This is a genomic window from Pseudomonas sp. IB20 (assembly GCF_009707325.1).
Lineage (GTDB): Bacteria > Pseudomonadota > Gammaproteobacteria > Pseudomonadales > Pseudomonadaceae > Aquipseudomonas.
In genome coordinates this window covers 2,465,703-2,487,454 of record NZ_CP046103.1, presented here as the reverse complement: position 1 = coordinate 2,487,454, position 21,752 = coordinate 2,465,703, and the positions used below count along the sequence as shown (strand labels likewise).

Below are 21,752 nucleotides of genomic sequence, written 5' to 3'. Positions count from 1 at the left end.
CGAGGATTGGATAAGCAGCACCTGAAATCACAATTCACAGATAAGCGACACGACCGGCAAAGCGCTCACCGGTTCATGACTATTGGCAGTTATTTAGCCACAGTTTGTAACCAAAGGTTAACTAAGAATTGTGAAAAGCTGTCCAGTCATTGTGCTGGATCAACACACGCGCTTGTCTCGCCGCCGCCTGCGTGGCGCACTGTAAGAAACCACCTTCAACAAAATGGAATTTGTATGTCAGCTCTGTTACACACCGATCATCAAGCCCTGCAAGGCACCTGGGAGCAAACCCAACACACGCGCTTGTCTCGCCGCCGCCTGCGTGGCGCACTGTAAGAAACCACCTTCAACAAAATGGAATTTGTATGTCAGCTCTGTTACACACCGATCATCAAGCCCTGCAAGGCACCTGGGAGCAAACCGCACTCGAAGACAGTGGCGTGCTCAACCCCATCGACGCCCACAGCGCGCCGGGCGCCCTGACCACCATCACCGGTGACTGTTTCGAAGTGCGCACGATGAACGGCGAGGTATTGCTGGCCGGTCGCTTTTCCCTGGACAGCAGCACCACGCCAAAAAGCATTACCTGGGTGGATTCAATCGGCGAAGACGCCGGCAAGCAATTGCCCGCCAGCTATCGCCTGGAAGGGGATGATTTCGTGTTTATTGCCGCCGATGAAGGCATGCCCCGGCCGACCGTGTTCAGTACCGGGCCAGGGCAAACCATGCGCAGCTTTGTGCGCAAAGGCTGATCCGCGCCCCTCCGAACGTGCGACAAGGTTTTCACATGGCCTTCACTTCTTGGCCTATAGGGTGAAGCCTACCTACTCCAGTGAATCACTTGGCCCGCCTCTCTTGGCGGGCCTTTTTTTTGCGCGCGGGAAAGCCGCTCAGGTGCGGCGCTGGGTGGCGGTCAAGGTAAAGCACAGTGGCAGTTGCGCCGGCTGATGCTCGTACTGGTCATACAATTCCTCGCGATTGGAATGCGGGTACTCCTGCAGGTGCTCAATCTGCAAGTGCGCCGCAATCGCCCCGCTCACCACGCTGCCCAGGGTATGCACGTACCAATAGGACGTCGGCCCGGCAATATCTGCCTGCCCTTCGTAAACAATCGACTGCTGCAGCACGAAGGGGTCGCGCTGGAAATACGAGCTGACGGGCAACAATGGGTTTGCCGCCTTGGGATCAAACACTTCCAAAAACGGATGAGTTTCGTAGATCACCAGCGTGCCGCCGGGCTTGAGCACACTCGCCACATGGCGCATAAACAGCGCCACATCCGGCATCCAGTTCAGTACGCCAATGGTCACCAGCGCGACATCAAACCGACCGTGCAAGTGTTCAGGCAGATGATGGACATCGGCTTCAACAAATTCAGGGTTATGCGGCGACACCTCGGCCAGTTCCTGCGCTTGCTGCAGAAAAGCGCGGGATTGGTCGACACCCACCACGCTGCGTGCGCCCAGGCCGAACAACGATAGGCTTTCACGCCCATTGTTACAGCACAGCTGAATCACGTCTTTGCCGGCCACGCCGACGTCTTGCAGCAACGCGGTGATGGTCGGGTCAAGGCATGAAAAGCCTGGCTGGGCGACCGATTCGAGCAGCGCGTTCCAGGTGGCGGTGTCTTTGTGCAGCTTGGCGGAGGCGTCCCAGGCGTCTTTGTTGCTGGCGATGGCCTGTTGGGCTGAGGGCATGTCCATTGCTTCTCCAGAGAGTCACTACAGCGGGCTTCGGAAAATAAGCCAATTGCCTGTCAGAAGAAACCCTCTGTGGCGGCGAAACTTCTATCCAAGCCTGTAGGTCACTAGCCCATTGAGTGTTCGCCCTGAGCACCCTTGTCGAAGGCAGCGCTATGGCCAATCACTCCGACCTGCGCAATACCTTGTCCTTGGACAGCTTGAATTTCTTCCTGGCGGATGTCCGCGACGGCCTCGGCCCCTACTTGGCGATTTACCTGCTGGCCGTGCACCAATGGGACCCGGCCAGCATCGGCGTGGTCATGACTCTGGCGGGCATCGCCGCCTTGCTCACCCAAGGCCCGGCGGGGGCGCTGATCGACCGCACGCGCAGCAAACGCGCGGTGATCGCGGTGGCGGCCGTTCTTGTCACCGTCAGTTGCCTGGTACTGCCGTTTGTCAGCTCATTCAGTTGGGTGGCGTTGACCCAGGCGGCCAGTGCCATCGCCGCTTCAGTGTTTGCTCCGGCGATTTCGGCCATTTCCTTGGGAATTACCGGGCCACGCGCCTTCACCCGCCGCACCGGGCGCAACGAAACCTTCAACCACGCCGGCAACGCCGTAGCGGCGCTGCTGGCGGGCGGCCTGGCATATCTGTTCGGCCCAGTGGTGGTGTTTTACCTGATGGCATTTATGGCGATCGCCAGTGTCGTGGCGGTCAGTTGTGTATCAGCGTCGGCGATTGACCACGATGCCGCGCGGGGCTTTGACCCCGCTCACGCCCACGAACACGAACACGAACAGCCCTCCGGCGTGAAGGTGCTGCTGGCCAATCGCCCGTTGCTACTGTTCGCGATCTGCTGCGCGCTGTTCCACCTGGCGAATGCCGCGATGCTGCCGCTGGTCAGCCAGAAGCTGGCGCAGATCAACCTGCACATGGCCACGCCGCTGACCTCGGCCTGCATCGTCGCCGCGCAAGTGGTGATGGTGCCGATGGCCTGGCTGGTGGGCAGCAAAGCTGACGTGTGGGGGCGCAAGCCGTTGTTGCTGGCCGGGTTCATGATTTTGCCGCTGCGTGGCGTGTTGTATACCTTGTCCAGCGACCCTTATTGGCTGGTCGCCGTGCAGATGCTCGATGGCATCGGCGCGGGGATTTTCGGCGCGCTGTTCCCAGTGATCGTCAAGGACCTGACCCAAGGCACCGGCCGCTTCAACGTCAGCCTGGGCGCACTGTCCACGGTGTTTGGCCTGGGCGCGGCACTGAGCAGCAGCCTGGCTGGTTTCGTGGTGCAGCAAGCGGGCTACAACGCGGCGTTCCTGACCCTGGCGGGCGTCGCGGCGGCGGCCCTGGCGCTGTTATGGCTGGCGATGCCGGAGACATTGACGAAACCATCGTTCGCGCGCATTACAACTGTCGCCTGACATATGCGACAATGCGCGCCAAATTCCAACACACATCCAAAATTTTCTGCTCAGCGACCGGGTTTCGCGCCTTGATGTCGCTGTTGACGCATGCCTGAAGGCTCCTGCCGCCACGCTCGCAACCCATTGATAGGTAAAGTAATTGATCTCCACAGCTAACATCACCATGCAGTTCGGCGCCAAGCCGCTCTTCGAGAATGTCTCGGTCAAATTCGGCGCCGGCAACCGTTATGGTTTGATCGGTGCCAACGGTTGCGGCAAGTCGACCTTCATGAAAATCCTCGGCGGCGACCTTGATCCGTCCGGCGGCCAGGTCATGCTCGAGCCGAACGTACGCCTGGGTAAACTGCGCCAGGACCAGTTCGCCTACGAAGAATTCACCGTGCTCGACACCGTGATCATGGGCCACGAAGAGCTGTGGAAGGTCAAGGCTGAGCGCGACCGTATCTACTCGCTGCCGGAAATGAGCGAAGACGACGGCATGGCCGTGGCCGAGCTGGAAACCGAGTTCGCCGAAATGGACGGCTACACCGCCGAATCACGTGCCGGTGAGCTGCTGCTGGGCCTGGGTATTCCCCTGGAACAACACTTCGGCCCGATGAGCGAAGTGTCCCCAGGCTGGAAACTGCGGGTATTGCTGGCCCAGGCGTTGTTCTCCGACCCTGAAGTGCTGTTGCTCGACGAACCGACCAACCACTTGGACATCAACACCATCCGCTGGCTGGAAAACATCCTGACCCAGCGTTCGAGCCTGATGATCATCATCTCTCACGACCGTCACTTCCTGAACAGCGTGTGCACCCACATGGCTGACCTGGACTACGGCGAGCTGCGCCTGTTCCCGGGCAACTACGACGAGTACATGACCGTGGCGACCCAGTCCCGCGAGCAACTGCTGTCGGACAACGCCAAGAAGAAAGCACAGATCTCCGAGCTGCAATCGTTCGTCAGCCGCTTCTCGGCCAACGCCTCGAAAGCCAAGCAGGCCACGTCCCGCGCCAAGGCGATCGACAAGATCCAACTGGCCGAGGTCAAGCCTTCGAGCCGTGTGAGCCCGTTCATCCGTTTCGAACAAACCAAAAAGCTGCACCGCCAGGCGGTCATCGTCGATCGTATGGCCAAAGGCTTCGACGGCAAGCCACTGTTCAAGGACTTCAGCTTCCAGGTTGAAGCCGGCGAGCGCGTAGCGATCATCGGCCCGAACGGTATCGGCAAGACCACCCTGCTGCGCACCTTGGTCAACGAACTGACGCCGGATGCCGGTAGCATCAAGTGGACCGACGCCGCAGAACTGGGCTACTACGCCCAGGACCACGCCCACGACTTCGAAGACGACATGAGCCTGTTCGACTGGATGGGCCAGTGGACCCAAGGCGAGCAAGTGATTCGCGGTACTTTGGGCCGCATGCTGTTCTCCAACGACGAGATCCTCAAGTCGGTCAAGGTCATCTCCGGTGGTGAGCAAGGCCGCATGCTGTTCGGCAAGCTGATCCTGCAAAAGCCGAACGTGCTGATCATGGACGAACCGACCAACCACTTGGACATGGAATCCATCGAAGCGCTGAACCTGGCGCTGGAAAACTACCCGGGCACGCTGATCTTCGTCAGCCACGACCGCGAGTTCGTATCGTCCCTGGCCACCCGCATCATCGAGTTGAGCGCCAACGGCGTGATCGACTTCAGCGGCACCTATGATGACTACCTGCGCAGCCAAGGCGTGGTGTTCTAAGCAACGCCACTGCAGTTGTGGCGAGCGGGCTTGCCCTGCGTTGGGCTGCGAAGCGGCCCTAAAATCAAACACCGCGTTCTGTCAGGCAGAACGCGGTGTTTTTTATTGGGGCTGCTGCGCAGCCCAACGTGGCCTATCTTATTGGGGCTGCTGCGCAGCCCAACGTGGCCTATCAAACAAACTAGTTAGCCTGCTTCCTTTTCCCCCACGCCCTTGCCATCATGCCGTCACCGCCCGCCCGCGAACGAGTGACCATGCCTGCCGTCGCCCCCAGCTCAATGTCGATCACTTTGCAGATCGTCTCCATCGTCTTCTATACCTTCATCGCCTTTATCTGCATCGGCCTGCCGATCGCGGTCATCCCGGGCTATGTGCACGAGCAACTGGGCTTCAGCGCGGTAGTGGCCGGGATCACCATCGGCTCGCAATACCTGGCCACCCTGCTCAGCCGGCCCATGGCCGGGCGCATGTCCGACAACGTCGGCACCAAGCGTGCGATTGTGCTGGGCCTGGCCGGTATTTTGGTCAGCGGTGTGCTGACGTTTTTCGCCACGCTGGTCGAAAGCCTACCCGCCCTGAGCCTGGGCATCCTGATCGTCGGCCGGCTGCTGCTCGGCGTAGCCCAGGGCCTGATCGGCGTGGGCACCATCAGTTGGTGCATGGGGGCGGTTGGCGCCGAACACACGGCGCGCTCGATTTCCTGGAATGGCATCGCCTCCTATGGTGCTATCGCCATTGGCGCGCCGCTGGGCGTGGTGATGGTGGCCGAGTATGGCTACACCAGCCTCGGCATCGCGTTGACGGTGCTGGCAGCGTTGGGCCTGGTGCTGATCCGTAATAAACCTTCGGTGCCGGTGGTACGCGGCGAGCGGCTGCCGTTCTGGGCGGTGTTCGGGCGTATCGCGCCGTTTGGCGCCAGCCTGTGCTTGGCCTCAATTGGCTACGGCACGCTGACCACCTTTATCACCCTGTATTACCTCAGTCGCGGCTGGGCCGGGGCGGCGTACTGCCTCACGGTGTTTGGCGCGTGTTTTATTCTGTCACGGCTGGTGTTTATCTCGGCCATCAGCCGCTTCGGCGGTTTCAGCGCAGCGATTGCCTGCATGACCATCGAAGCCCTGGGCCTGACGCTGCTGTGGCTGGCGCCCTCCACCGGGGTGGCGTTGATCGGCGCCGGGCTGACCGGTTTTGGCTTGTCGTTGGTGTACCCAGCGCTGGGCGTAGAAGCCATCAAGCAAGTGCCCAATAGCAGCCGTGGCGCCGGGCTGAGTGCGTATGCGGTGTTTTTTGATCTAGCCTTGGCGATTGCCGGGCCGTTGATGGGCGCCGTGGCACTGAACCTCGGCTACGGCTGGATCTTCTTTTGCGCCGCGCTGTTGTCGGTCACGGCGCTGGCCTTGACCGTACTGCTCAAGCGCCGCGCTTACTGATCGGCGGTCTGCAAACCGGCGCGGGTCATTTGCCCGAGGGTGTGGGAGAAGAACCGCCCTGCCTCTGAAATCAGGTCGCGGTGAATACCTTCGCGGTCGACGCCATCGGCGTCTGTGCAGATGGCCGGCATGGCCACCAACTGATCGCTATCACACGGCGCCATGAACACAAAGTGCCCTGCCCCGGCCAACAGTTTGAAATCCGGCGGTTCCGGCAGCTTGCGCGCCAGTGCCGCGGCGTTTTTGTCAACGGCCACCAGCTTGTCGCCATCGCCGCTGTAGAGCAGCACCGGCACATGCACGTCGGCCAAGGTGTGGCGGCCAAACATCAGGCTCAACGGCGCCATCAGCATCAACGTGTGGATGCGCGGGTCGGCCTGTGGTTGCAAATCGTCGCGGTCGACCACCAGCTCACCTTTGGTGGTGCAGGCATCGCGGTCTTCCGGGCGTTCCTGGCAGTAACGGCGCAGGCGATCAAAATCCGGCTTGGCGCCGGCCAGAATCAACGCGGTTTCACCGCCGGCGGAATAACCGATCACGCCCACCTGGTCGATATTGACGAATGGCGACAGCATTGGGTCGCTGAGGGTGGCGGTGATCGCTTCGGAAATCTGGATCGGCCGACCATACAGGTTGCTCACGGTGCCCAGGCGGCTGTGGTCCTTGTAGTTGTCGCCGGGGTGCAACACCGCCACCACCACAAAACCCTTGCGCGCCAGTGAGGTGGCCAGGTCGTGCAGGGCCAGCGGTGTGCCCGTGTTGCCGTGGGACAGCATCAGCATCGGGAAGCGGCCAATGGCGACCTTGGAGTCTTCAGCGGCGGCGACGTGATAGGCGCCCAATTGCGTGCTGTGCTCATCGTCGGTGGACGGGTAAAACGCGATGGCTTTCATCGGCTGCTGGTCCAGCGGGTCGAGAAAGGTCATGCGATGGAAACCCACACTCCAATGCGGGTGCGGCGCTGGGGCGGCGTGCACTGAAATCAGGCTACCGAGCAGGGAGAGTACCAAAACAGCACAAAGACGCATCATGGGGATGTCCACCTTTGCTGCGTGACCACGTTCAACACCCGCGGCATATCTGTATGAAAAGTCCATGGTTCAAGGTGCTCACACCGGGTGATAAACCCATGCCTGCATAACCTGGGCCAAAGTAGTGACAGCGGGCAAACGAAAAAACTCCGTACTCCGGTCGTTTTGAGACGACCAGAATACAGAGTTTAGGCGCCCGGTTTCAGATTGGAACCGGACAAAGGCGAACTTTACACAAGCCTTACGCGGCGGCGAACAATTGTTCGTTGATGACTGCGTTAGCGTCGCTCAACGCCTTGCTGCGCACTTCCTCACCGTAGGCCAGGCCTTGGGCGCGGACGAACTCGATGTCGGTGATGCCGAGGAAGCCAAACACCAGTTTCAAGTAGTCTTCGTGGCCGACGTTGCTCGCCTGACCGGCATGCAAACCGCCGGCGGTGGAAACGATGATCAGCTTCTTGCCACCGCACAGGCCTTCAGGGCCGGCTTCGGTGTAACGGAAGGTCTGGCCGGCGACGGCGATGCGGTCGATCCAGGCCTTGAGCTGAGAAGGTACCGAGAAGTTGTACATGGGCGCACCCATCACCACAGCGTCGGCGGCGATGAACTCAGCCAGCGACGAAGCGCTGAGGTCAGCCTCGTGCTTTTGTACTGCGTCACGCAACTCGGCAGCGGTGCCCAGGGCGCCCAGGGTCAGGCCGGAAAAGTGGCTGATGCCTTCGCTCGCCAAGTCACGGCAAGTCACTTCCACACCCGGCTCAGCCGCTTGCCAGGCCTTGACCACAGCAGCGCTGAGCTGACGCGAAGCCGAGTTGTCGCCGAGGATGCTGGAATCGATATGCAACAGTTTCATGTGGGATCTCCAAGTTAGGATCGCGGCTAGGCGATCGAGTGAGGTTGATCCTACACACGAACCCAATGATCGATTAGAGGGGCAAAATATGATTGTTCGTCCTGCCAGCAGGACAATGCTTTTTTGCAAAAAACCATTCCAGTCGGCTTGATGCCCACACCTCTGCGGCACTGGATTTCACCCGTGCTTCACTTCATTCTCGCCGGCTGACCCGACAGCCACCGGCCATCCCATGCACCCACCTTCTCCCGCCCTGACCAAGGGCCTGACCTTGATCCTCGCCATCTGCTGCGGATTTTCGGTTGCCACGATTTACTACAACCAGGCCATGCTGCCGCTGATTGCTAACACCTTCGAGGTGTCCACCGCGCACGTCGGGCAAATCGCGATGCTCACGCAATTGGGCTACGCCAGCGGCCTGCTGCTGTTCGTGCCGCTGGGCGACCGGATCAGCCGGCGCACGCTGATCCTGGCCGTGCTGTGCCTCAACTTCATCAGCCTGCTGGCCTCGGCCGCAGCGCCGACCTATGCCTGGCTGCTGGTGGCGAGCGTGCTGCTGGGGCTGTCGGGTATCAGCGCGCAGGTGATCATTCCCGCCGCTTCGGACCTGAGTACCGTTGAGCAAAAAGGCGCCGTGCTGGGCTTGATGGTCAGCGGCTTGTCTGCCGGCGGGTTGCTTGCCAGGACCGTCAGCGGCGTGGTCAGCGGATGGCTGGGCTGGCGCGGCATGTTTGCGCTGGCAGCGGCGCTGGATGTGCTGCTGTTCATGGCGATTCTGACGCGTATGCCGGTGTCGATTTCAACCAGCAAGCTCGCGTATGGCGCCTTGCTCAAATCCCTGTGGGGCCTGGCCAGGCAATACCCGACCCTGCGCCAATCAGCATTCAAAGGCGCCCTGGTGTTTGGCGCCTTGAATGTGTTCTGGGGCTCGATGGCGGCCCTGCTGGCCTTGCCGCCGTATGGATTCTCGAGTGCCCAGGCAGGCCTGCTGGGCCTCTCGGCCATCGTCGGTATTCTTTGCGCATCGACCATCGGCCAACAAACCCGACGCCATGGGCGTCTGCTCGAGCGCGCGGGCATCACCACCGTGCTGGTGGCGTTTATCCTGATCTATACCCTCGGGCCAAGCGGCTGGTGGTGGCCGATCTTGATCGCGGCGACCTGTCTGGACCTGGGTAACCGGATCAACCAGTTGGCCAACCAGACCCGCGTGTTGGCACTGGAGCCGTCCGCGACTAGCCGACTCAACACGGTGTTCATGGTGGTCTACTTTATCGGCGGCGCCTTGGGTTCGGCGGCTGGAGCCTTTGCCTCCGAGCATTACAGTTGGCAGGGCCAGGCGCTGACCGGCGCGGCATTTGCCGGGTTGGCCCTGTTGATCACGACGTTCAGAGCACCACGAGCGGGGCTACTGCGCACCCCAGCGGCAGCAAGCTTCCTCGCCACAGCAGCCTCCAATATTTGTAGTGGATTTGCCCTCGCCAGACGCGGATAGTTCGTCCCACTGACAGGACAATAGGTTGACCATGCAAGACCTCAACGACCTCTACTATTTTGCCAAAGTCGTCGAAGCCGGCGGCTTTGCGGCGGCCGGACGGCTGCTGGGCATCCCTAAGTCGCGGCTTTCACGGCGCATTGCCGAGCTGGAAGAACGTCTCGGCGCACGCCTGTTGCAACGCACCACCCGCCAACTGACCCTCACCGCCGTCGGCGAGCGCTACCTGCGCCATTGCCAGGCCATGCTGCTGGAAGCAGAAATGGCCGACGAGGCGGTGGCCAGCATGTCCAGCGAACCGCGCGGGCGCCTGCGGGTCAGCTGCCCGGTGGGCATGGCCCAGCACCTGCTGCCGGACATGGTCGCCGGTTTTCTCGCCGCCCACCCGCTGGTGCAGCTTGAAATGATGCTGGTGAACCGCCGCGTTGATCTGGTGGCCGAAGGTATCGACGTGGCCCTGCGCGTGCGCGAGTCAGGCGATGAAGACCCGCTGCTGGTGACCAAACGCCTGCGCCAGGCCCAGGCCATCCTGGTGGCCAGCCCTGAATTCATACAAGGCCGGCAAATCGACAGCCTCGAAGACCTCAAGCAACTGCCGGTACTGGGCGCCCTGGAAGCCGACCGCCTGGTGCACCTGCGCCTGATCGACCCACAAGGCAAAAGCGAAGACCTGGCGCTGGAAGCACGCCTGGGCATCGACGACTTCATCGTGCGCAAAGCCTGCGCCCTGAAAGGCTTGGGCTTTACCGTACTGCCGATGATGTATTGCGAAGAGGAATTGGCCAGCGGCCAATTGGTGCAACTGCTGCCGCAATGGTCCTCGCCGGGCGGCTGGTTGCAGGCGGTGTACCCGCACCGTCGCGGCGTACTGCCGGCCATTCGTGCCTGGATCGACTACCTGGAAGAAGCCTTCAAGGGCTGCGGAGATCGCTTGCTATGAAAATGACTGAAGCGCAGGTCGCCGCTTTCTGCCTGAGCCTGCCCGGCGCGCGGGAAGACTACAAATGGGGCGGCGTGCGCGTGTTCTCGATTGCCGGCAACAAGATGTTCGCCCTGCAAAACCTGCGCGGCGAGTCGCTGGCGTTCAAGGTCGACAAAGAACTGTTCCTCGGCCACGTGGACCGCCCCGGCATCCATCCGGCGCCTTACCTGGCGCGGGCCCAGTGGGTCATCATGAACACGCCCTACCCGATCGGCGCCGAGGAACTGCGTGGGCTGTTGCAGCGTTCTCACCAATTGGTGGTGAGCAAACTGCCCAAGCGCACGCAGGTGGGGCTCAGGTTGGATTGACAAAAGGCACGGCGCGCTCAATAGCCATCGCCGCCGCCAGCGCCAAATGCTCGTGCCACGGGCGCGCGACGATCTGCACGCCTACCGGCAATCCCGCAGCATCAGTGCCTGCTCGCACGACCACACAGGGCCAACCCGCCAGGCTGTACGGCAAGGTGTGACTGAACAGCCCCGGCCGTTCGGCGCCCAGCCGCGACGCGGGCGCGGCGTCAACTGGGCACAGGATAAGGTCGTAGTCCGCCATGAAACCTAACATCCCACTGCGAAACTGATCCCAGTCGGCAAGCAGTTTTATCGACTGCGCACCGGTGCCTTTGCTCATCGCCCAGTAGCGCTCGGTAATCTCGCGTGAGTGCCTCAGTACCGATGGGAACGCGGGATAGATGACGGCGCCCGCGCGCTCCAACAGATTGGCGGCTACCTGCAGCGTGGCTTGAGTTATCTCGTCAGCGGGCGCTATACCGCCGTCGCAATACCAAGCCACGCGCAAACCGCTCAGCGCTTGAGCCTCTACAGCGCGTATGGGCATCGGAATTACGCCGGCATCCTGCCCATCTTCGCCGGCAATCACCTGGAGCACCAAGGCCAGGTCTTCCACATGCCGGGCCATCGGACCAATCTGGCTGCGAAAGTCACTCAACCCGCCCGGGTGATCGAAAACCCCGGTGTTAGGCACGCGGCCAGTGGTGGGTTTTAAGGTGCTAACACCGCAAAAATGCGCCGGTACGCGCAAACTGCCGCCGGAATCACTGCCCAACCCCACCGGTGAAAGCCCCGCAGCAATGGCCGCCGCTTCGCCGCCGCTGCTGCCGCCTGGGCTATGGGACAGCGCATGCGGGTTAAGGGTGGCGCCATAGACGGGGTTGTCGGTCACCCCACCGCCACCGCCCGGCGGGCAGTTACTTTTGCCCAGCAGGATGGCGCCGGCAGCTTTCATACGCGCCACTAACACGGCATCCTGCGCCGGCCGGTAGTCAGCGCGCTCAGCCAAACCCGCCGCCGACACCACCCCACAGGTATCGATAACGTCTTTGACGGTAAAGGGAACGCCCTGCAGCACGCCGCCATACTCACCTTGAGCGACGGCCCGATCCGCCGCCCATGCGCCGGCCAACGCCGTCTCGGCGCACACTTGCACCAGCGCGTTGATCGCAGGGTTTTGCGCCTCGATACGGGCAAGGTAGGTGGAAACAATGGCGGTGGAGGTGAGCTTGCGCTGTTGAATCAGTGCGCCAAGCTCAGTCGCTGAATGGCGTAGCAATGAATCCGAGAAAGACATTCGTGTTGGCCCAGTGCATTCAAGTGCCTGGAGCATAACGCCAGTGTGGTGCGGGCTCCTATCAATGATTGGGTAAGGTGCTTCCCACAGCTTTGTAGGGAATATTCCTAGCGCCTCTGCCCTACAACACCGACAGCAAGGTACCGCCCAGGAACAGTTGGTCAAGCCAGAACACCTGGTGCAGCAACACAATCACCCAGAACAGCACCTGATATGACACTTTGCGCGTCTTGTGCCGGAACACCTGCTGGGCGATCAATGCTCCAGGCCAGCCGCCCGCCAGCTCCACGGCATGCAGGATGTTTTCGCGAACGCGCGGGCCCTCTGTCTGTGCCTTGCGCTTGTCGCCCCAGTACAGAAAAAATGCCACCACGCTGACCACACCATACGCCGCCAGCGGGATCACCGTCTCACCGCGAGACCACACCAACGCCGCGCCAATCAGCGGCGCGGCGCACAGCACCCCAAAGATCAACGCCTTCAGGCGCGGGTGCTGAATGTTCATGGCTTGACCGCAGACCAGTCGATCCAGCCGAACTGCCAGGTCGCCAGAATGACTAGGCCAAACGCGATCCGATACCAGGCAAAGGCCGCATAGCTGTGGCTGGCGATGAACTTGAGCAAGGCCTTGACCGCGATCATCGCGAAGATGAACGAGGTGACAAAACCAATCGCGAACACCGGCAGGTCATCGGGCTGGAACAGGTGACGGTACTTGTAGCCCGAATACACCGCCGCACCGACCATGGTCGGCATGGCGAGGAAGAACGAAAACTCGGTGGCGGTCTTGCGCGACAGGCCAAACAACAGGCCGCCGATGATGGTGGCGCCGGAGCGCGACGTGCCCGGAATCATCGCCAGGCACTGGGCCATGCCGACCTTGAGCGCGTCTTTCCAGGTGATCTGATCCACGGTTTCGGCGTGAACCGCGTGCTGCCGGCGTTCCGCCCACAACATGATCACGCCACCCACTACTAGGGCTGTGGCCACGGTGATCGGGTTGAACAAGTAATGCTTGATCAAGTCGGCAAAAATCACCCCCAGCACGATCGCCGGCAGTACGGCGATGATCAGGTTAACCGTGAAACGCTGGGCATTGCGCTGGGTCGGCAAGCCGGTGACCACATCGAGGATCTTGCGGCGAAACTCCCAGACCACGGCCAGGATCGCGCCCAATTGAATGATGATGTTGAACGCCTCAAAGCGTTCGCCGCCGAAGCCGATCAAGTCAGCGACGATGATCTGGTGGCCGGTGCTGGAAATGGGCAGGAACTCGGTCAGCCCCTCCACCACGCCAAGAATCAATGCCTGTATGGCGGTCCAAAAATCCATGCTTCCCCCGAAGGTCATGCTCAGCGGCATGCCTTGACTGTCTTTTTAATAGTTCACTGACGAGCGCACTCAAATTCCGGTGCTGATTTTCAACATCGATCTGCAAAAATTTCGTGAAAAATCAGGGAGTACTCAGGTTTTTCGATTACAGGCCGAAAGCCTATCAGACAAGCCGGAAATGTCGATGCAGCGCCCAAAAATATAAAAGCATGGAGTGACAGGACGATGAACAGTTTGCGCAGCATGTCGATCAGCCGCCGCCTCTGGCTGATCCTGATAGTCGCCGTGTTGATGCTGCTGACCTTGGGGCTGTTGATGCTCAAGCAGATCCACGGCGACCTCTACCAGGCCAAAAGCCAGCAGACCCAGCATGTGGTGCAGACCGCCAGCGGCGTGCTGGCGTATTACCAGAACCTTGAAAAAACCGGGGTACTGACCCGTGAAGCCGCGCAGCAGCAAGCCTTGAGCGCGGTGCGTGGCCTGCGCTACGACCACGACGATTACTTCTGGATCAACGACCTGACGCCGGTGATGATCATGCACCCGGCCAACCCCAAGCTTGACGGCAAGAACCTCTCGGCGATCCGCGACCCGGACGGTTTTGCAGTGTTCAACGAGTTCGTGATCCTGGCCAAGGCCAAAGGTGCCGGCATCGTCAACTACCGCTGGCCCAAGCCGGGTGCCGAAGCGCCGGTGGAAAAAACCTCGTATATCCAACTGTTCGAACCCTGGGGCTGGATTATCGGCTCCGGCGTTTACGTGGACGATGTGCAAGCCGAATTCAATGGCCAGGTGTGGAAAACCTCGCTGATTGTCCTGGGCATCGCGCTGGTGATGACGTTGCTGGTGGTGCTGATCGCCCGCAGCATCGTGCAACCCTTGCAGGCGGCGGTGAACGCTATGGCCAATATTGCCAGCGGCGAAAGCGACCTGACGCGCAGCCTCGATACCCATGGGCGCGACGAAGTCACCCAACTGTCCAAACACTTCAACAGCTTTACCGCCAAGCTGCGCCAGGTGGTCGGCCAACTGCAGGTGTGCGCCAACGCCTTGGGCCAGTCGTCAACGGAGCTGGGCACCAACGCCAGCCAGGCCCATGACCGCAGCCAGCAGCAGTCGCAGCAGATGGAGCTGGTGGCGACGGCAATCAATGAAGTGACCTATGGCGTGCAGGACGTGGCGAAAAACGCCGAGCATGCCGCCAGCGAAATGCGTGACGCCCAGGCCCAGGCGCAGCAAGGCCAGGTGAATATCGACGGCAGCTTGCTGCAGATCGATCAGCTCTCCAGCACCATCAGCCAGGCCGTGGAGGTGATCCGCACGCTGTCCAGCGAAAGCACACAGATTGGCGGCGTGCTTGAGGTGATTCGTTCCATCGCTGACCAGACCAACCTGCTGGCGCTTAATGCTGCGATTGAAGCTGCACGCGCGGGGGAACAGGGCCGTGGTTTTGCCGTGGTGGCGGATGAGGTGCGGCTGCTGGCTCAGCGTACGCAAAAATCCACGGCTGAAATCCAGGTGATGATCGAGCGCCTGCAAGGTCATTCGGAAGCGGCAGTGAAGGTGATCAGCGACAGCCACAGCGCTTCGCAACTGACCATTGAACAGGCCGGCCAGGCGGGTGCCAGCCTTACTGCCATCGGGCAGGCCTTGCATAACCTCAACGGGTTGAATGCCTCGATTGCCAGCGCGACGTTGCAACAGGCGCATGTGGTGGAAGACATCAACCAGAACGTTACCCAGGCGGCCGGGTTGTCTCACAGCACCGCGCTGGCGGCGCAGCAGTCCAGCGTGGCGAGTGCGCATTTGCGTGGGTTGAGTGAACAGTTGGATGGGTTGTTGCGCCAGTTTAAGGTTTAGATCGCATCACGGATATGTACTCACACCAACGTTTGAAGAAAACTCACCTCTGGTTACAATCACCGCCCTCTCCCACTCTCCCAAGGAACCACCATGTCCGGGCTTGAACTGTTCGCCGCCGCCCTGGGAGTGATTGCCGTCTGGCTGACGGTCAAGCAGAACCCTTGGTGTTGGCCCATCGGCCTGGTCATGGTGTTGCTCTACACCTGGGTATTCTTCGACGTAAAACTCTATTCCGACATGCTCCTGCAAGTGGTCTACGCCGCCCTGCAACTTTACGGCTGGTGGCAATGGACCCGCGCCGGCCAAGTCAAGCAAGGCCGTCAGGTCACCAGCCTCGGCGTACCCGCGATCATCACCAGCCTGGCCATCGGCGCCGTCTTCAGCCTGTTGCTCGGCGCCGCCATGGCCCACTGGACCGACGCCGCCCAGCCGTGGCTCGACGCCGCCCTCACCGGCTTCAGCCTGGTGGCGCAAATGTGGATGGCGCAAAAACGCGTGCAGTGCTGGCCGCTGTGGATTGCCGTGGATGTAATTTTTGTCGGGCTGTTCCTCTACAAAGGCCTGTACCTCACCGCCGTGCTCTACGCCCTGTTCACCGTGATCGCCGTGCAAGGCTGGCGTGAATGGCGCGCCGACCCGGCGCTGCACGCATGAAGGTAGTGGTACTGGCCGGCCCCGAGTCCAGCGGCAAAAGCTGGCTGGCGGCGCAACTGCACGCGCACTTTGGCGGCCTTATGGTGGGCGAATACGTGCGCCATTTCATCGACCACCACCAACGCGACACCACCCTGGCGGACATCCCCGCTATCGCCCGTGGCCAACTGGCCTGGGAAGACGCCGCCCGCGCCGAACAGCCCAACCTACTCGTCCTCGACACCCACCTGCTGACCAACAAGCTGTGGAGCCAAACCCTCTTCGGTGACTACCCGGCGTGGCTGGACAGTGAGCTGCTGGCCCGCCATTACGACCTGCACCTGCTGCTCTCTCCCGAGGATGTGGAGTGGACCGCCGACGGCCAGCGTTGCCAACCGGAACTGGCGGATCGCCGCGCGTTTTTCCAGGGTAGCCTGGAGTGGATCGAGCAGCACCATAAGCCCGCCGTGGTGATTCGCGGCAACTGGGAAGAGCGCCGTGCCCAGGCATTTGAAGCGGTAACGCAACTGCTCAACGCGTAATGCGAAGAACCATCAGTCCTTAGTAACCGAGCGACAACCCCGTGTTACGACGCGGGTCGTTAGCCCCGTAGAAGCGATTGTTGCCCACCGGCTTGCCGCCCAAGGACGGCGCCCCCACCAGAATGGCCGCCAAGTGGTTGGCATCCTGAGGGCCGGCAAACTTGTGGCCCCAGCTCTCGAGGATTTTCTGAGTGTCCGGGCTCACCGCGAAGGTTTCGAGGTTAGTGGTCTCAGGCATCCACTGCTGGTGGAAACGCGGCGCATCCACGGCTTCCTGGATGTTCATCTTGTAGTCAATGACATTCAGGATGGTCAGCAAGGTGGCGGTGATAATCCGGCTACCACCGGGCGTACCCACCACCATCACCGCCTTGCCGTCCTTGGTCACAATGGTCGGGCTCATCGACGACAACGGTGCCTTGCCCGGTGCGATGGCGTTGGCTTCGCCCTGGACCAGCCCGTACATGTTCGGCACGCCGACCTTGACGGTGAAGTCGTCCATTTCATCGTTGAGGATCACCCCGGTCTTGCTCGCCATCACGCCGGCACCGAACCAGTCGTTGAGGGTGTAGGTCACCGAAACTGCGTTGCCCCACTTGTCGACGATGGAATAGTGCGTGGTGTTGTTGCCTTCATGGGGCGACACACCCGGCTTGATCGCCTGGGAATCCCCGGCCTTTTGCGGCTCGATGGCAGCGCGCAGCTTGGCGGCGTAGTCCTTGTCCAGCAGGTGGGCAATCGGGTTTTTCACAAAATCCGGGTCGCCGAGGTAGCTGTTACGGTCCACGTAGGCGTGGCGCATCGCTTCGATCTGGTAGTGCAGGCCTTGGGCCGAGTGATAGCCCAGGTCGGCCATTGGGTAGCCTTCGAGGATGTTCATGATCTGGCAGATCACCACGCCGCCCGAGCTGGGTGGCGGTGCCGAGACCACGTGGTAGCCACGGTAATCGCACTCGATGGGCGCCAGTTCACGAGTTTTGTATGTGTCGAGGTCGGCCTGGGTGATGATGCCTTTGCCGGCCTGGCTGGAATCCACCAACGCCTTGGCGACCCAACCTTTATAGAAGCCGTCGGTGCCCTTGGCGGAGATTTCCTTGAGGGTCTTGGCCAAGTCTTTCTGCACCAACTTCTGGCCGACCTGCATCGGCTGGCCGTTGTGCAGGAAGATCCCGCGCAGGTCTTTGTCTTTTTCAAACTCGCCGGTGGCGGTGTGCAGCAGGTCGATATCACCCTGCTCCAGTTCGAAACCGTTTTCCGCCAGCTTGATCGCCGGCGCAATCACCTGGGCGCGCTTGAGGGTGCCGTACTTGCTCAGCGCGGCTTCCATGCCGGACACCGTGCCGGGCACGCCGACAGCCAGGTGGCCCTTGGCGCTGAGGCCATCAATGACGTTGCCGTCTTTGTCCAGGTACATGTCGGCGGTGGCCGCCAGCGGGGCTTTTTCGCGGAAGTCGAGGAAGGTCTTGCGCCCGTCCGCCAACTGCACGGTCATGAAGCCGCCGCCACCGAGGTTACCCGCCGCCGGGTACACCACCGCCAACGCATAGCCCACAGCCACGGCCGCATCAACCGCATTGCCGCCAGCCTTGAGCACATCCACACCCACATGAGTGGCCAAATGCTGGGCGGTTACTACCATGCCGTTTTCACCGGCCACCGGGGCCTGGGAAGCGGCTTGCACACCGCTGACCGTCAACACCAGGGCGGTGGCGATTAAGGTGCGGCTCAAAGGTTGGTATTTCATCCATGGCTACTCTAGTTATTGGGACGCACCAAAATAGCCCTTCCCGGATTTAATCCCCAGCGCAATGGCGTTTTTATTACAGAACTTGTCGGTCATAGAACGGGCGCGAAAAGCGTGTCGACTGTATTTCCAAGACAGCCGACTCCAACGACCGCATGCTTTATTACTATTTCTGCAGCAAGGAACACCTTTCCCGGATTTAATCCCCAGCGCAATGGCGTTTTTATTACAGAACTTGTCGGTCATAGAACGGGCGCGAAAAGCGTGTCGACTGTATTTCCAAGACAGCCGACTCCAACGACCGCATGCTTTATTACTATTTCTGCAGCAAGGAACACCTGTTCATCTGCTTGCTGGAATACGTCTACGAGCAGTTCAACAAGGCCGAAAGCAAACCCAAGCTGGACCTGGATGCACCGCTGCAGGTGTTGCGCGATCTGGTGGCGTTTATCTAGAACGACTGCGTCAAGCACGTGTACTTGATGATTGCTTCGCTGTGCTACTTCTATAGCTCCAACCGCCATACGCTCAGCTCGAAGCAAACCCAAGCTGGACCTGGATGCACCGCTGCAGGTGTTGCGCGATCTGGTGGCGTTTATCTAGAACGACTGCGTCAAGCACGTGTACTTGATGATTGCTTCGCTGTGCTACTTCTATAGCTCCAACCGCCATACGCTCAGCTCGTTTCCGGGTGAGGACCTGGCAGATAAGGGGCAGCAGCAGGATTGGCTGGGGTTTATCCGTGATTTGGTGTTGCGTGGCGTAACACCGATCCCACGGTAGAACGGTCAATGTGGGGCTGGCTTGCCTGCGATGCCATAGGTATCTACACATCTTTTTATGGGTTGAATTCTTTGGTTGTCGCGGGGGCGCTGGGTCATATCCGTTATTTGGGTAACGGCTGCTATGGGTTCCGCTCTTACAGCGGGTCACTTTTGAAAGAGCCAAAAGTAACCAAAAGCTCTTGCCCCACCACTCGGCACCTCGCTAGGCTCGGTGTGCCCTCACTCCGGCTTTGGAGCGGGGGCCGCCGCCATGGGCCATCCTTGGCCCATCGCGGCTAAACCGGCGTCCTGCCGGTTTACCCCCGCTCCAAAGCCTGCGTTCGGCCAGCGTGGTTTAACGGGGCGCCTAAGATCAAGATCAAAAGCAAGATCAAAAGCAAGAGCACGGCGGCCTAGTAGCCGACCTGAGTGGTTAGATCAAAAGCGAAGCCAAGGCGGCCTGACAGCCGACCTGATATTTGAAACTGAACTCAATCTAATGTGGGAGCTGGCTTGCCTGCGATGGCGTAGTCCAGGGCTGACACACCGCCTTCGCGAGCAAGCCCGCTCCCACATTGGAATCTCGGTACATCAGGCAAAAGTGTGCTGCTGTGCTTTTGCCCTGCTTTTGCTTCTACCACTCAGGTCGGCTACTAGGCCGCCGTGCTCTTGCTTTTGATCTTGATCTGAGGCGCCCCGTTAACCACGATGGCCGAACGCAGGCTTGAATCCGTGGGTAACCCGGCAGGACGCCGGGTTAGCCGCGATGGGCCAAGGATGGCCCATGGCGGCGGCCCACGGATTCAAGCCGGAGTGAGGGCATGCCGAGCCTAGGCGAGGCACCGAGTGGTGGGGCGAAGACCTTTTGCTTACTTTTGGGTCTTTCCAAAAGTGAGCCGCTGTAAGAGCGGAACCCTAAGCAGCCGTTACCGCAGCAACGGATATGTACTCACATCTACCTAAAAACCCCGTCAAAAGCTTAGCGCAACACAAAAAGTTGCGTAGATACCATGCTGCGATACGGTGTATCAGTCAGAATCTGACCCACCGCTATCGCAGGCAAGCCAGCTCCCACATTTGTTTTAGGTTCGCTCTTCCCGAATTACCAGACAACTCTGGCATATGCACCGCTCCCTAAATGTGGGAGCGGGGGGGGGGGCATCGCAGCGGTGCGGCGATCCGGGCGTTGGCCAAAAGTGACCCGCCGTAAGAGTGGAACCCTAAGCCGTCGTTATCGAAGCAACGGATAGACACTGCGCAATAACCCTGTGCAAAACCATCGCCAGATCCGCCGCATCTCGAGCCGTCACCACATTCGTAAACCCCATCACCACCCCCTGCTCCCGCCCCGGCTCCAGCATCCAGCCCGACAATGCATGAACAGCCAAACCCGCACGATCAGCCGCCTCGGCAACAACATGATCCGGCACCGAGACCAACAACCGCGCCAGCAGGTTAACCCCCCCAGCCTGCTCATCCACCCGCAAAAACCCCGAGCAATGCACCTCCAGCGCCTCCACCAACAACCCCCGGCGCTGCGCATACAACTGCCGCATCTTCTTCAGATGCCGAGTAAAATGCCCCTGCTCCAAAAAATCCGCCGCCGTCAGTTGCAACAACTGCGCACTACGCTGCTGCAACCTCTCAGCACTACGCCCAAACGCCTCCACCAAAGAAGCGGGCACCACCCAATACCCCAACCGCAACCCCGGAAACAGCATCTTGCTGAAGCTCCCGGCATAGATCACCCGATCCCCTACATCCTGACTCTTGAGCGCCGCCAACGGCTGCCCCCGGTAGCGAAACTCACTGTCGTAATCATCCTCAACCACCCAACTCCCCTGCTCCCGCGCCCACCCCAGCAAAGCCTGGCGCCGCGCCGGACTCAACGCCACACCCAGCGGGCTCTGATGCGCCGGCGTCACAATTGCCAACCGCGCCTGCCGATCCCTTTGCATCCCACGCTCAACCTCCAACCCCTCACCATCCACCGGCACCGGCACCAGTTCCACGCCTTGATGAACCAACAACCGCCGCGCATGCAAATACCCCGGGTCTTCAAACCAGCAACGCTGCCCCGTCATCTGCAGCGCATCGCACAACAGCGTCAAACACCCCGCATACCCCGCGCACACGAACACCTGCTGCGGCGTGCACTCCACGCCCCGGTACAGCGCAAGGTAGTTGGCAATCGCCACGCGCAAGGCCAGGGCGCCACGTACGTCGCCCATCGCCAGGCTATCGGCATCAGTGCGACGCACTTGTTGAGTGACCAGCCGCGCCCACAGCTTGCGCGGGAACGCATCCAGCGCCGGCAGGCCCATTTGCAGTGGCCTCGGCCCCGGTGCAGTCGACGGCACCACAGGCTGCGGCTTCACGGGCACTTGCGGCGAAGCCCCAGCAATCACGGTGCCGGCCTGCCCACGCGCCTCGAAAAAGCCCTCGCTGACCAGCAACTGATACGCCGCCTCCACCGTCCCCCGCGCCACGTTGAGTTCCAGGGCGAGGCTGCGCACCGACGGCACCCGATCACCCGGGCCAAGTTGGCCCTGGTCGATGGCCAGGCGAAAGCGTCGGTAGATTTCCTGGTATTTGGGCAGTGGTGACATCGCAGGCAGGCTCGGCAGATAGACAACGCCGAGTCTGATCATGTCCCAACCCACTTGT

The 21,752-nt window shown here is 60.8% G+C and carries 18 protein-coding genes and 2 pseudogenes; 12 read left to right on the top strand and 8 right to left on the bottom strand.

From position 1 onward, the window contains the following. The first annotated feature begins 365 nt into the window (after positions 1-365). The gene (locus tag GJU48_RS11460) at positions 366-752 is read left to right on the top strand and encodes a TIGR03067 domain-containing protein (protein WP_094952463.1); all 387 of its coding nucleotides are present in this window, start codon (positions 366-368) and stop codon (positions 750-752) included. Positions 753-890: 138 nt separating this feature from the next. Here GJU48_RS11460 and GJU48_RS11455 read toward each other — a convergent pair whose 3' ends face one another. Beyond that, entirely contained in the window at positions 891-1,703 is an 813-nt protein-coding gene (locus GJU48_RS11455) for a class I SAM-dependent methyltransferase (protein WP_094952464.1), read from the bottom strand. A gap of 152 nt (positions 1,704-1,855) precedes the next feature. Here GJU48_RS11455 and GJU48_RS11450 point away from each other — a divergent pair, with 152 nt between their 5' ends. From GJU48_RS11450 to GJU48_RS11440, 3 genes are all read left to right on the top strand, one after another. Beyond that, positions 1,856-3,100: an MFS transporter gene (locus GJU48_RS11450; RefSeq protein WP_094952465.1), complete on the top strand. Its 1,245-nt coding sequence runs from the start codon at positions 1,856-1,858 to the stop codon at positions 3,098-3,100. A gap of 142 nt (positions 3,101-3,242) precedes the next feature. Next, positions 3,243-4,829 (top strand): ABC-F family ATPase, encoded by a 1,587-nt coding sequence (locus GJU48_RS11445; RefSeq protein WP_026140064.1) that lies wholly within the window; start codon positions 3,243-3,245, stop codon positions 4,827-4,829. A 254-nt stretch (positions 4,830-5,083) separates the two neighbouring features. Next, a complete protein-coding gene (locus GJU48_RS11440) occupies positions 5,084-6,259 on the top strand; it encodes an MFS transporter (protein ID WP_094952466.1) in 1,176 nt (391 codons plus the stop codon). On the opposite strand, the gene GJU48_RS11435 is transcribed toward GJU48_RS11440, so the two are convergent. Next, positions 6,253-7,290, bottom strand: a complete 1,038-nt coding sequence (locus tag GJU48_RS11435; protein WP_094952467.1) for an alpha/beta hydrolase family protein — start codon at positions 7,288-7,290, stop codon at positions 6,253-6,255. The genes GJU48_RS11440 and GJU48_RS11435 overlap by 7 nt on opposite strands. 241 nt (positions 7,291-7,531) lie before the next feature. After that, positions 7,532-8,143: an FMN-dependent NADH-azoreductase gene (locus GJU48_RS11430; protein ID WP_094952468.1), complete on the bottom strand. Its 612-nt coding sequence runs from the start codon at positions 8,141-8,143 to the stop codon at positions 7,532-7,534. Positions 8,144-8,375: 232 nt separating this feature from the next. Between GJU48_RS11430 and GJU48_RS11425 the strand changes: the two genes are divergently transcribed. From GJU48_RS11425 to GJU48_RS11415, 3 genes are read left to right on the top strand one after another with little or no spacing between them, the layout of a single operon-like run. Then, complete coding sequence (locus GJU48_RS11425) at positions 8,376-9,638, top strand: MFS transporter (RefSeq protein ID WP_155295991.1); 1,263 nt, start codon at positions 8,376-8,378, stop codon at positions 9,636-9,638. 31 nt (positions 9,639-9,669) lie between these two features. After that, entirely contained in the window at positions 9,670-10,578 is a 909-nt protein-coding gene (locus GJU48_RS11420) for a LysR substrate-binding domain-containing protein (protein ID WP_094952470.1), read from the top strand. Continuing rightward, on the top strand, positions 10,575-10,928 hold the full coding sequence (locus GJU48_RS11415; RefSeq protein ID WP_094952471.1) for an MmcQ/YjbR family DNA-binding protein: 354 nt from the start codon (positions 10,575-10,577) through the stop codon (positions 10,926-10,928). Before GJU48_RS11420 ends, GJU48_RS11415 begins: the two co-directional genes overlap by 4 nt. On the opposite strand, the gene GJU48_RS11410 is transcribed toward GJU48_RS11415, so the two are convergent. The 3 genes from GJU48_RS11410 to GJU48_RS11400 form a co-directional block, all read right to left on the bottom strand. After that, on the bottom strand, positions 10,915-12,207 hold the full coding sequence (locus tag GJU48_RS11410) for an amidase (RefSeq protein ID WP_094952472.1): 1,293 nt from the start codon (positions 12,205-12,207) through the stop codon (positions 10,915-10,917). The two genes, GJU48_RS11415 and GJU48_RS11410, sit on opposite strands and share 14 nt — an antisense overlap. Before the next feature lie 121 nt (positions 12,208-12,328). Continuing rightward, positions 12,329-12,712 carry a DUF1294 domain-containing protein gene (locus tag GJU48_RS11405; RefSeq protein WP_094952473.1) on the bottom strand — a complete coding sequence of 128 codons (384 nt, stop codon included), beginning with the start codon at positions 12,710-12,712 and terminating at the stop codon, positions 12,329-12,331. Further along, positions 12,709-13,539 carry an undecaprenyl-diphosphate phosphatase gene (locus tag GJU48_RS11400; RefSeq protein ID WP_094952484.1) on the bottom strand — a complete coding sequence of 277 codons (831 nt, stop codon included), beginning with the start codon at positions 13,537-13,539 and terminating at the stop codon, positions 12,709-12,711. The genes GJU48_RS11405 and GJU48_RS11400 overlap by 4 nt, the downstream gene beginning before the upstream one ends. A gap of 225 nt (positions 13,540-13,764) precedes the next feature. Here GJU48_RS11400 and GJU48_RS11395 point away from each other — a divergent pair, with 225 nt between their 5' ends. The 3 genes from GJU48_RS11395 (at position 13,765) to GJU48_RS11385 (ending at position 16,577) form a co-directional block, all read left to right on the top strand. Further along, entirely contained in the window at positions 13,765-15,399 is a 1,635-nt protein-coding gene (locus GJU48_RS11395) for a methyl-accepting chemotaxis protein (RefSeq protein WP_094952474.1), read from the top strand. Positions 15,400-15,492: 93 nt separating this feature from the next. Continuing rightward, positions 15,493-16,056, top strand: a complete 564-nt coding sequence (pnuC, locus tag GJU48_RS11390; RefSeq protein ID WP_094952475.1) for a nicotinamide riboside transporter PnuC — start codon at positions 15,493-15,495, stop codon at positions 16,054-16,056. Next, positions 16,053-16,577 carry an AAA family ATPase gene (locus tag GJU48_RS11385; protein WP_094952476.1) on the top strand — a complete coding sequence of 175 codons (525 nt, stop codon included), beginning with the start codon at positions 16,053-16,055 and terminating at the stop codon, positions 16,575-16,577. Before pnuC ends, GJU48_RS11385 begins: the two co-directional genes overlap by 4 nt. A gap of 19 nt (positions 16,578-16,596) precedes the next feature. On the opposite strand, the gene ggt is transcribed toward GJU48_RS11385, so the two are convergent. Then, positions 16,597-18,321: a gamma-glutamyltransferase gene (ggt, locus tag GJU48_RS11380; RefSeq protein WP_094952477.1), complete on the bottom strand. Its 1,725-nt coding sequence runs from the start codon at positions 18,319-18,321 to the stop codon at positions 16,597-16,599. A gap of 263 nt (positions 18,322-18,584) precedes the next feature. Between ggt and GJU48_RS11375 the strand changes: the two are divergent. Continuing rightward, positions 18,585-18,857, top strand: a pseudogene (locus GJU48_RS11375) (TetR family transcriptional regulator); the annotation flags it as partial. 73 nt (positions 18,858-18,930) lie between these two features. Then, positions 18,931-19,104 (top strand): annotated as a pseudogene (locus GJU48_RS11370) (TetR family transcriptional regulator); the annotation flags it as partial. Positions 19,105-20,305: 1,201 nt separating this feature from the next. On the opposite strand, the gene pdxR reads toward GJU48_RS11370, so the two are convergent. Further along, entirely contained in the window at positions 20,306-21,694 is a 1,389-nt protein-coding gene (gene pdxR, locus GJU48_RS11365) for a MocR-like pyridoxine biosynthesis transcription factor PdxR (protein WP_094952485.1), read from the bottom strand. Between the last annotated feature and the right edge of the window lie 58 nt (positions 21,695-21,752).

Excerpts from the sequence above, each read along its gene's own strand:
- GJU48_RS11435 (WP_094952467.1), bottom strand. The coding sequence starts at position 7,290 with ATGATGCGTCTTTGTGCTGTTTTGGTACTCTCCCTGCTCGGTAGCCTG.
- GJU48_RS11400 (WP_094952484.1), bottom strand. The coding sequence starts at position 13,539 with ATGGATTTTTGGACCGCCATACAGGCATTGATTCTTGGCGTGGTGGAG.
- GJU48_RS11415 (WP_094952471.1), top strand. The coding sequence starts at position 10,575 with ATGAAAATGACTGAAGCGCAGGTCGCCGCTTTCTGCCTGAGCCTGCCC.
- GJU48_RS11430 (WP_094952468.1), bottom strand. The coding sequence starts at position 8,143 with ATGAAACTGTTGCATATCGATTCCAGCATCCTCGGCGACAACTCGGCT.
- pdxR (WP_094952485.1), bottom strand. The coding sequence starts at position 21,694 with ATGTCACCACTGCCCAAATACCAGGAAATCTACCGACGCTTTCGCCTG.
- GJU48_RS11425 (WP_155295991.1), top strand. The coding sequence starts at position 8,376 with ATGCACCCACCTTCTCCCGCCCTGACCAAGGGCCTGACCTTGATCCTC.
- GJU48_RS11385 (WP_094952476.1), top strand. The coding sequence starts at position 16,053 with ATGAAGGTAGTGGTACTGGCCGGCCCCGAGTCCAGCGGCAAAAGCTGG.
- GJU48_RS11440 (WP_094952466.1), top strand. The coding sequence starts at position 5,084 with ATGCCTGCCGTCGCCCCCAGCTCAATGTCGATCACTTTGCAGATCGTC.
- GJU48_RS11395 (WP_094952474.1), top strand. The coding sequence starts at position 13,765 with ATGAACAGTTTGCGCAGCATGTCGATCAGCCGCCGCCTCTGGCTGATC.
- GJU48_RS11460 (WP_094952463.1), top strand. The coding sequence starts at position 366 with ATGTCAGCTCTGTTACACACCGATCATCAAGCCCTGCAAGGCACCTGG.
- GJU48_RS11410 (WP_094952472.1), bottom strand. The coding sequence starts at position 12,207 with ATGTCTTTCTCGGATTCATTGCTACGCCATTCAGCGACTGAGCTTGGC.
- GJU48_RS11405 (WP_094952473.1), bottom strand. The coding sequence starts at position 12,712 with ATGAACATTCAGCACCCGCGCCTGAAGGCGTTGATCTTTGGGGTGCTG.
- ggt (WP_094952477.1), bottom strand. The coding sequence starts at position 18,321 with ATGAAATACCAACCTTTGAGCCGCACCTTAATCGCCACCGCCCTGGTG.
- GJU48_RS11420 (WP_094952470.1), top strand. The coding sequence starts at position 9,670 with ATGCAAGACCTCAACGACCTCTACTATTTTGCCAAAGTCGTCGAAGCC.
- pnuC (WP_094952475.1), top strand. The coding sequence starts at position 15,493 with ATGTCCGGGCTTGAACTGTTCGCCGCCGCCCTGGGAGTGATTGCCGTC.
- GJU48_RS11455 (WP_094952464.1), bottom strand. The coding sequence starts at position 1,703 with ATGGACATGCCCTCAGCCCAACAGGCCATCGCCAGCAACAAAGACGCC.
- GJU48_RS11450 (WP_094952465.1), top strand. The coding sequence starts at position 1,856 with ATGGCCAATCACTCCGACCTGCGCAATACCTTGTCCTTGGACAGCTTG.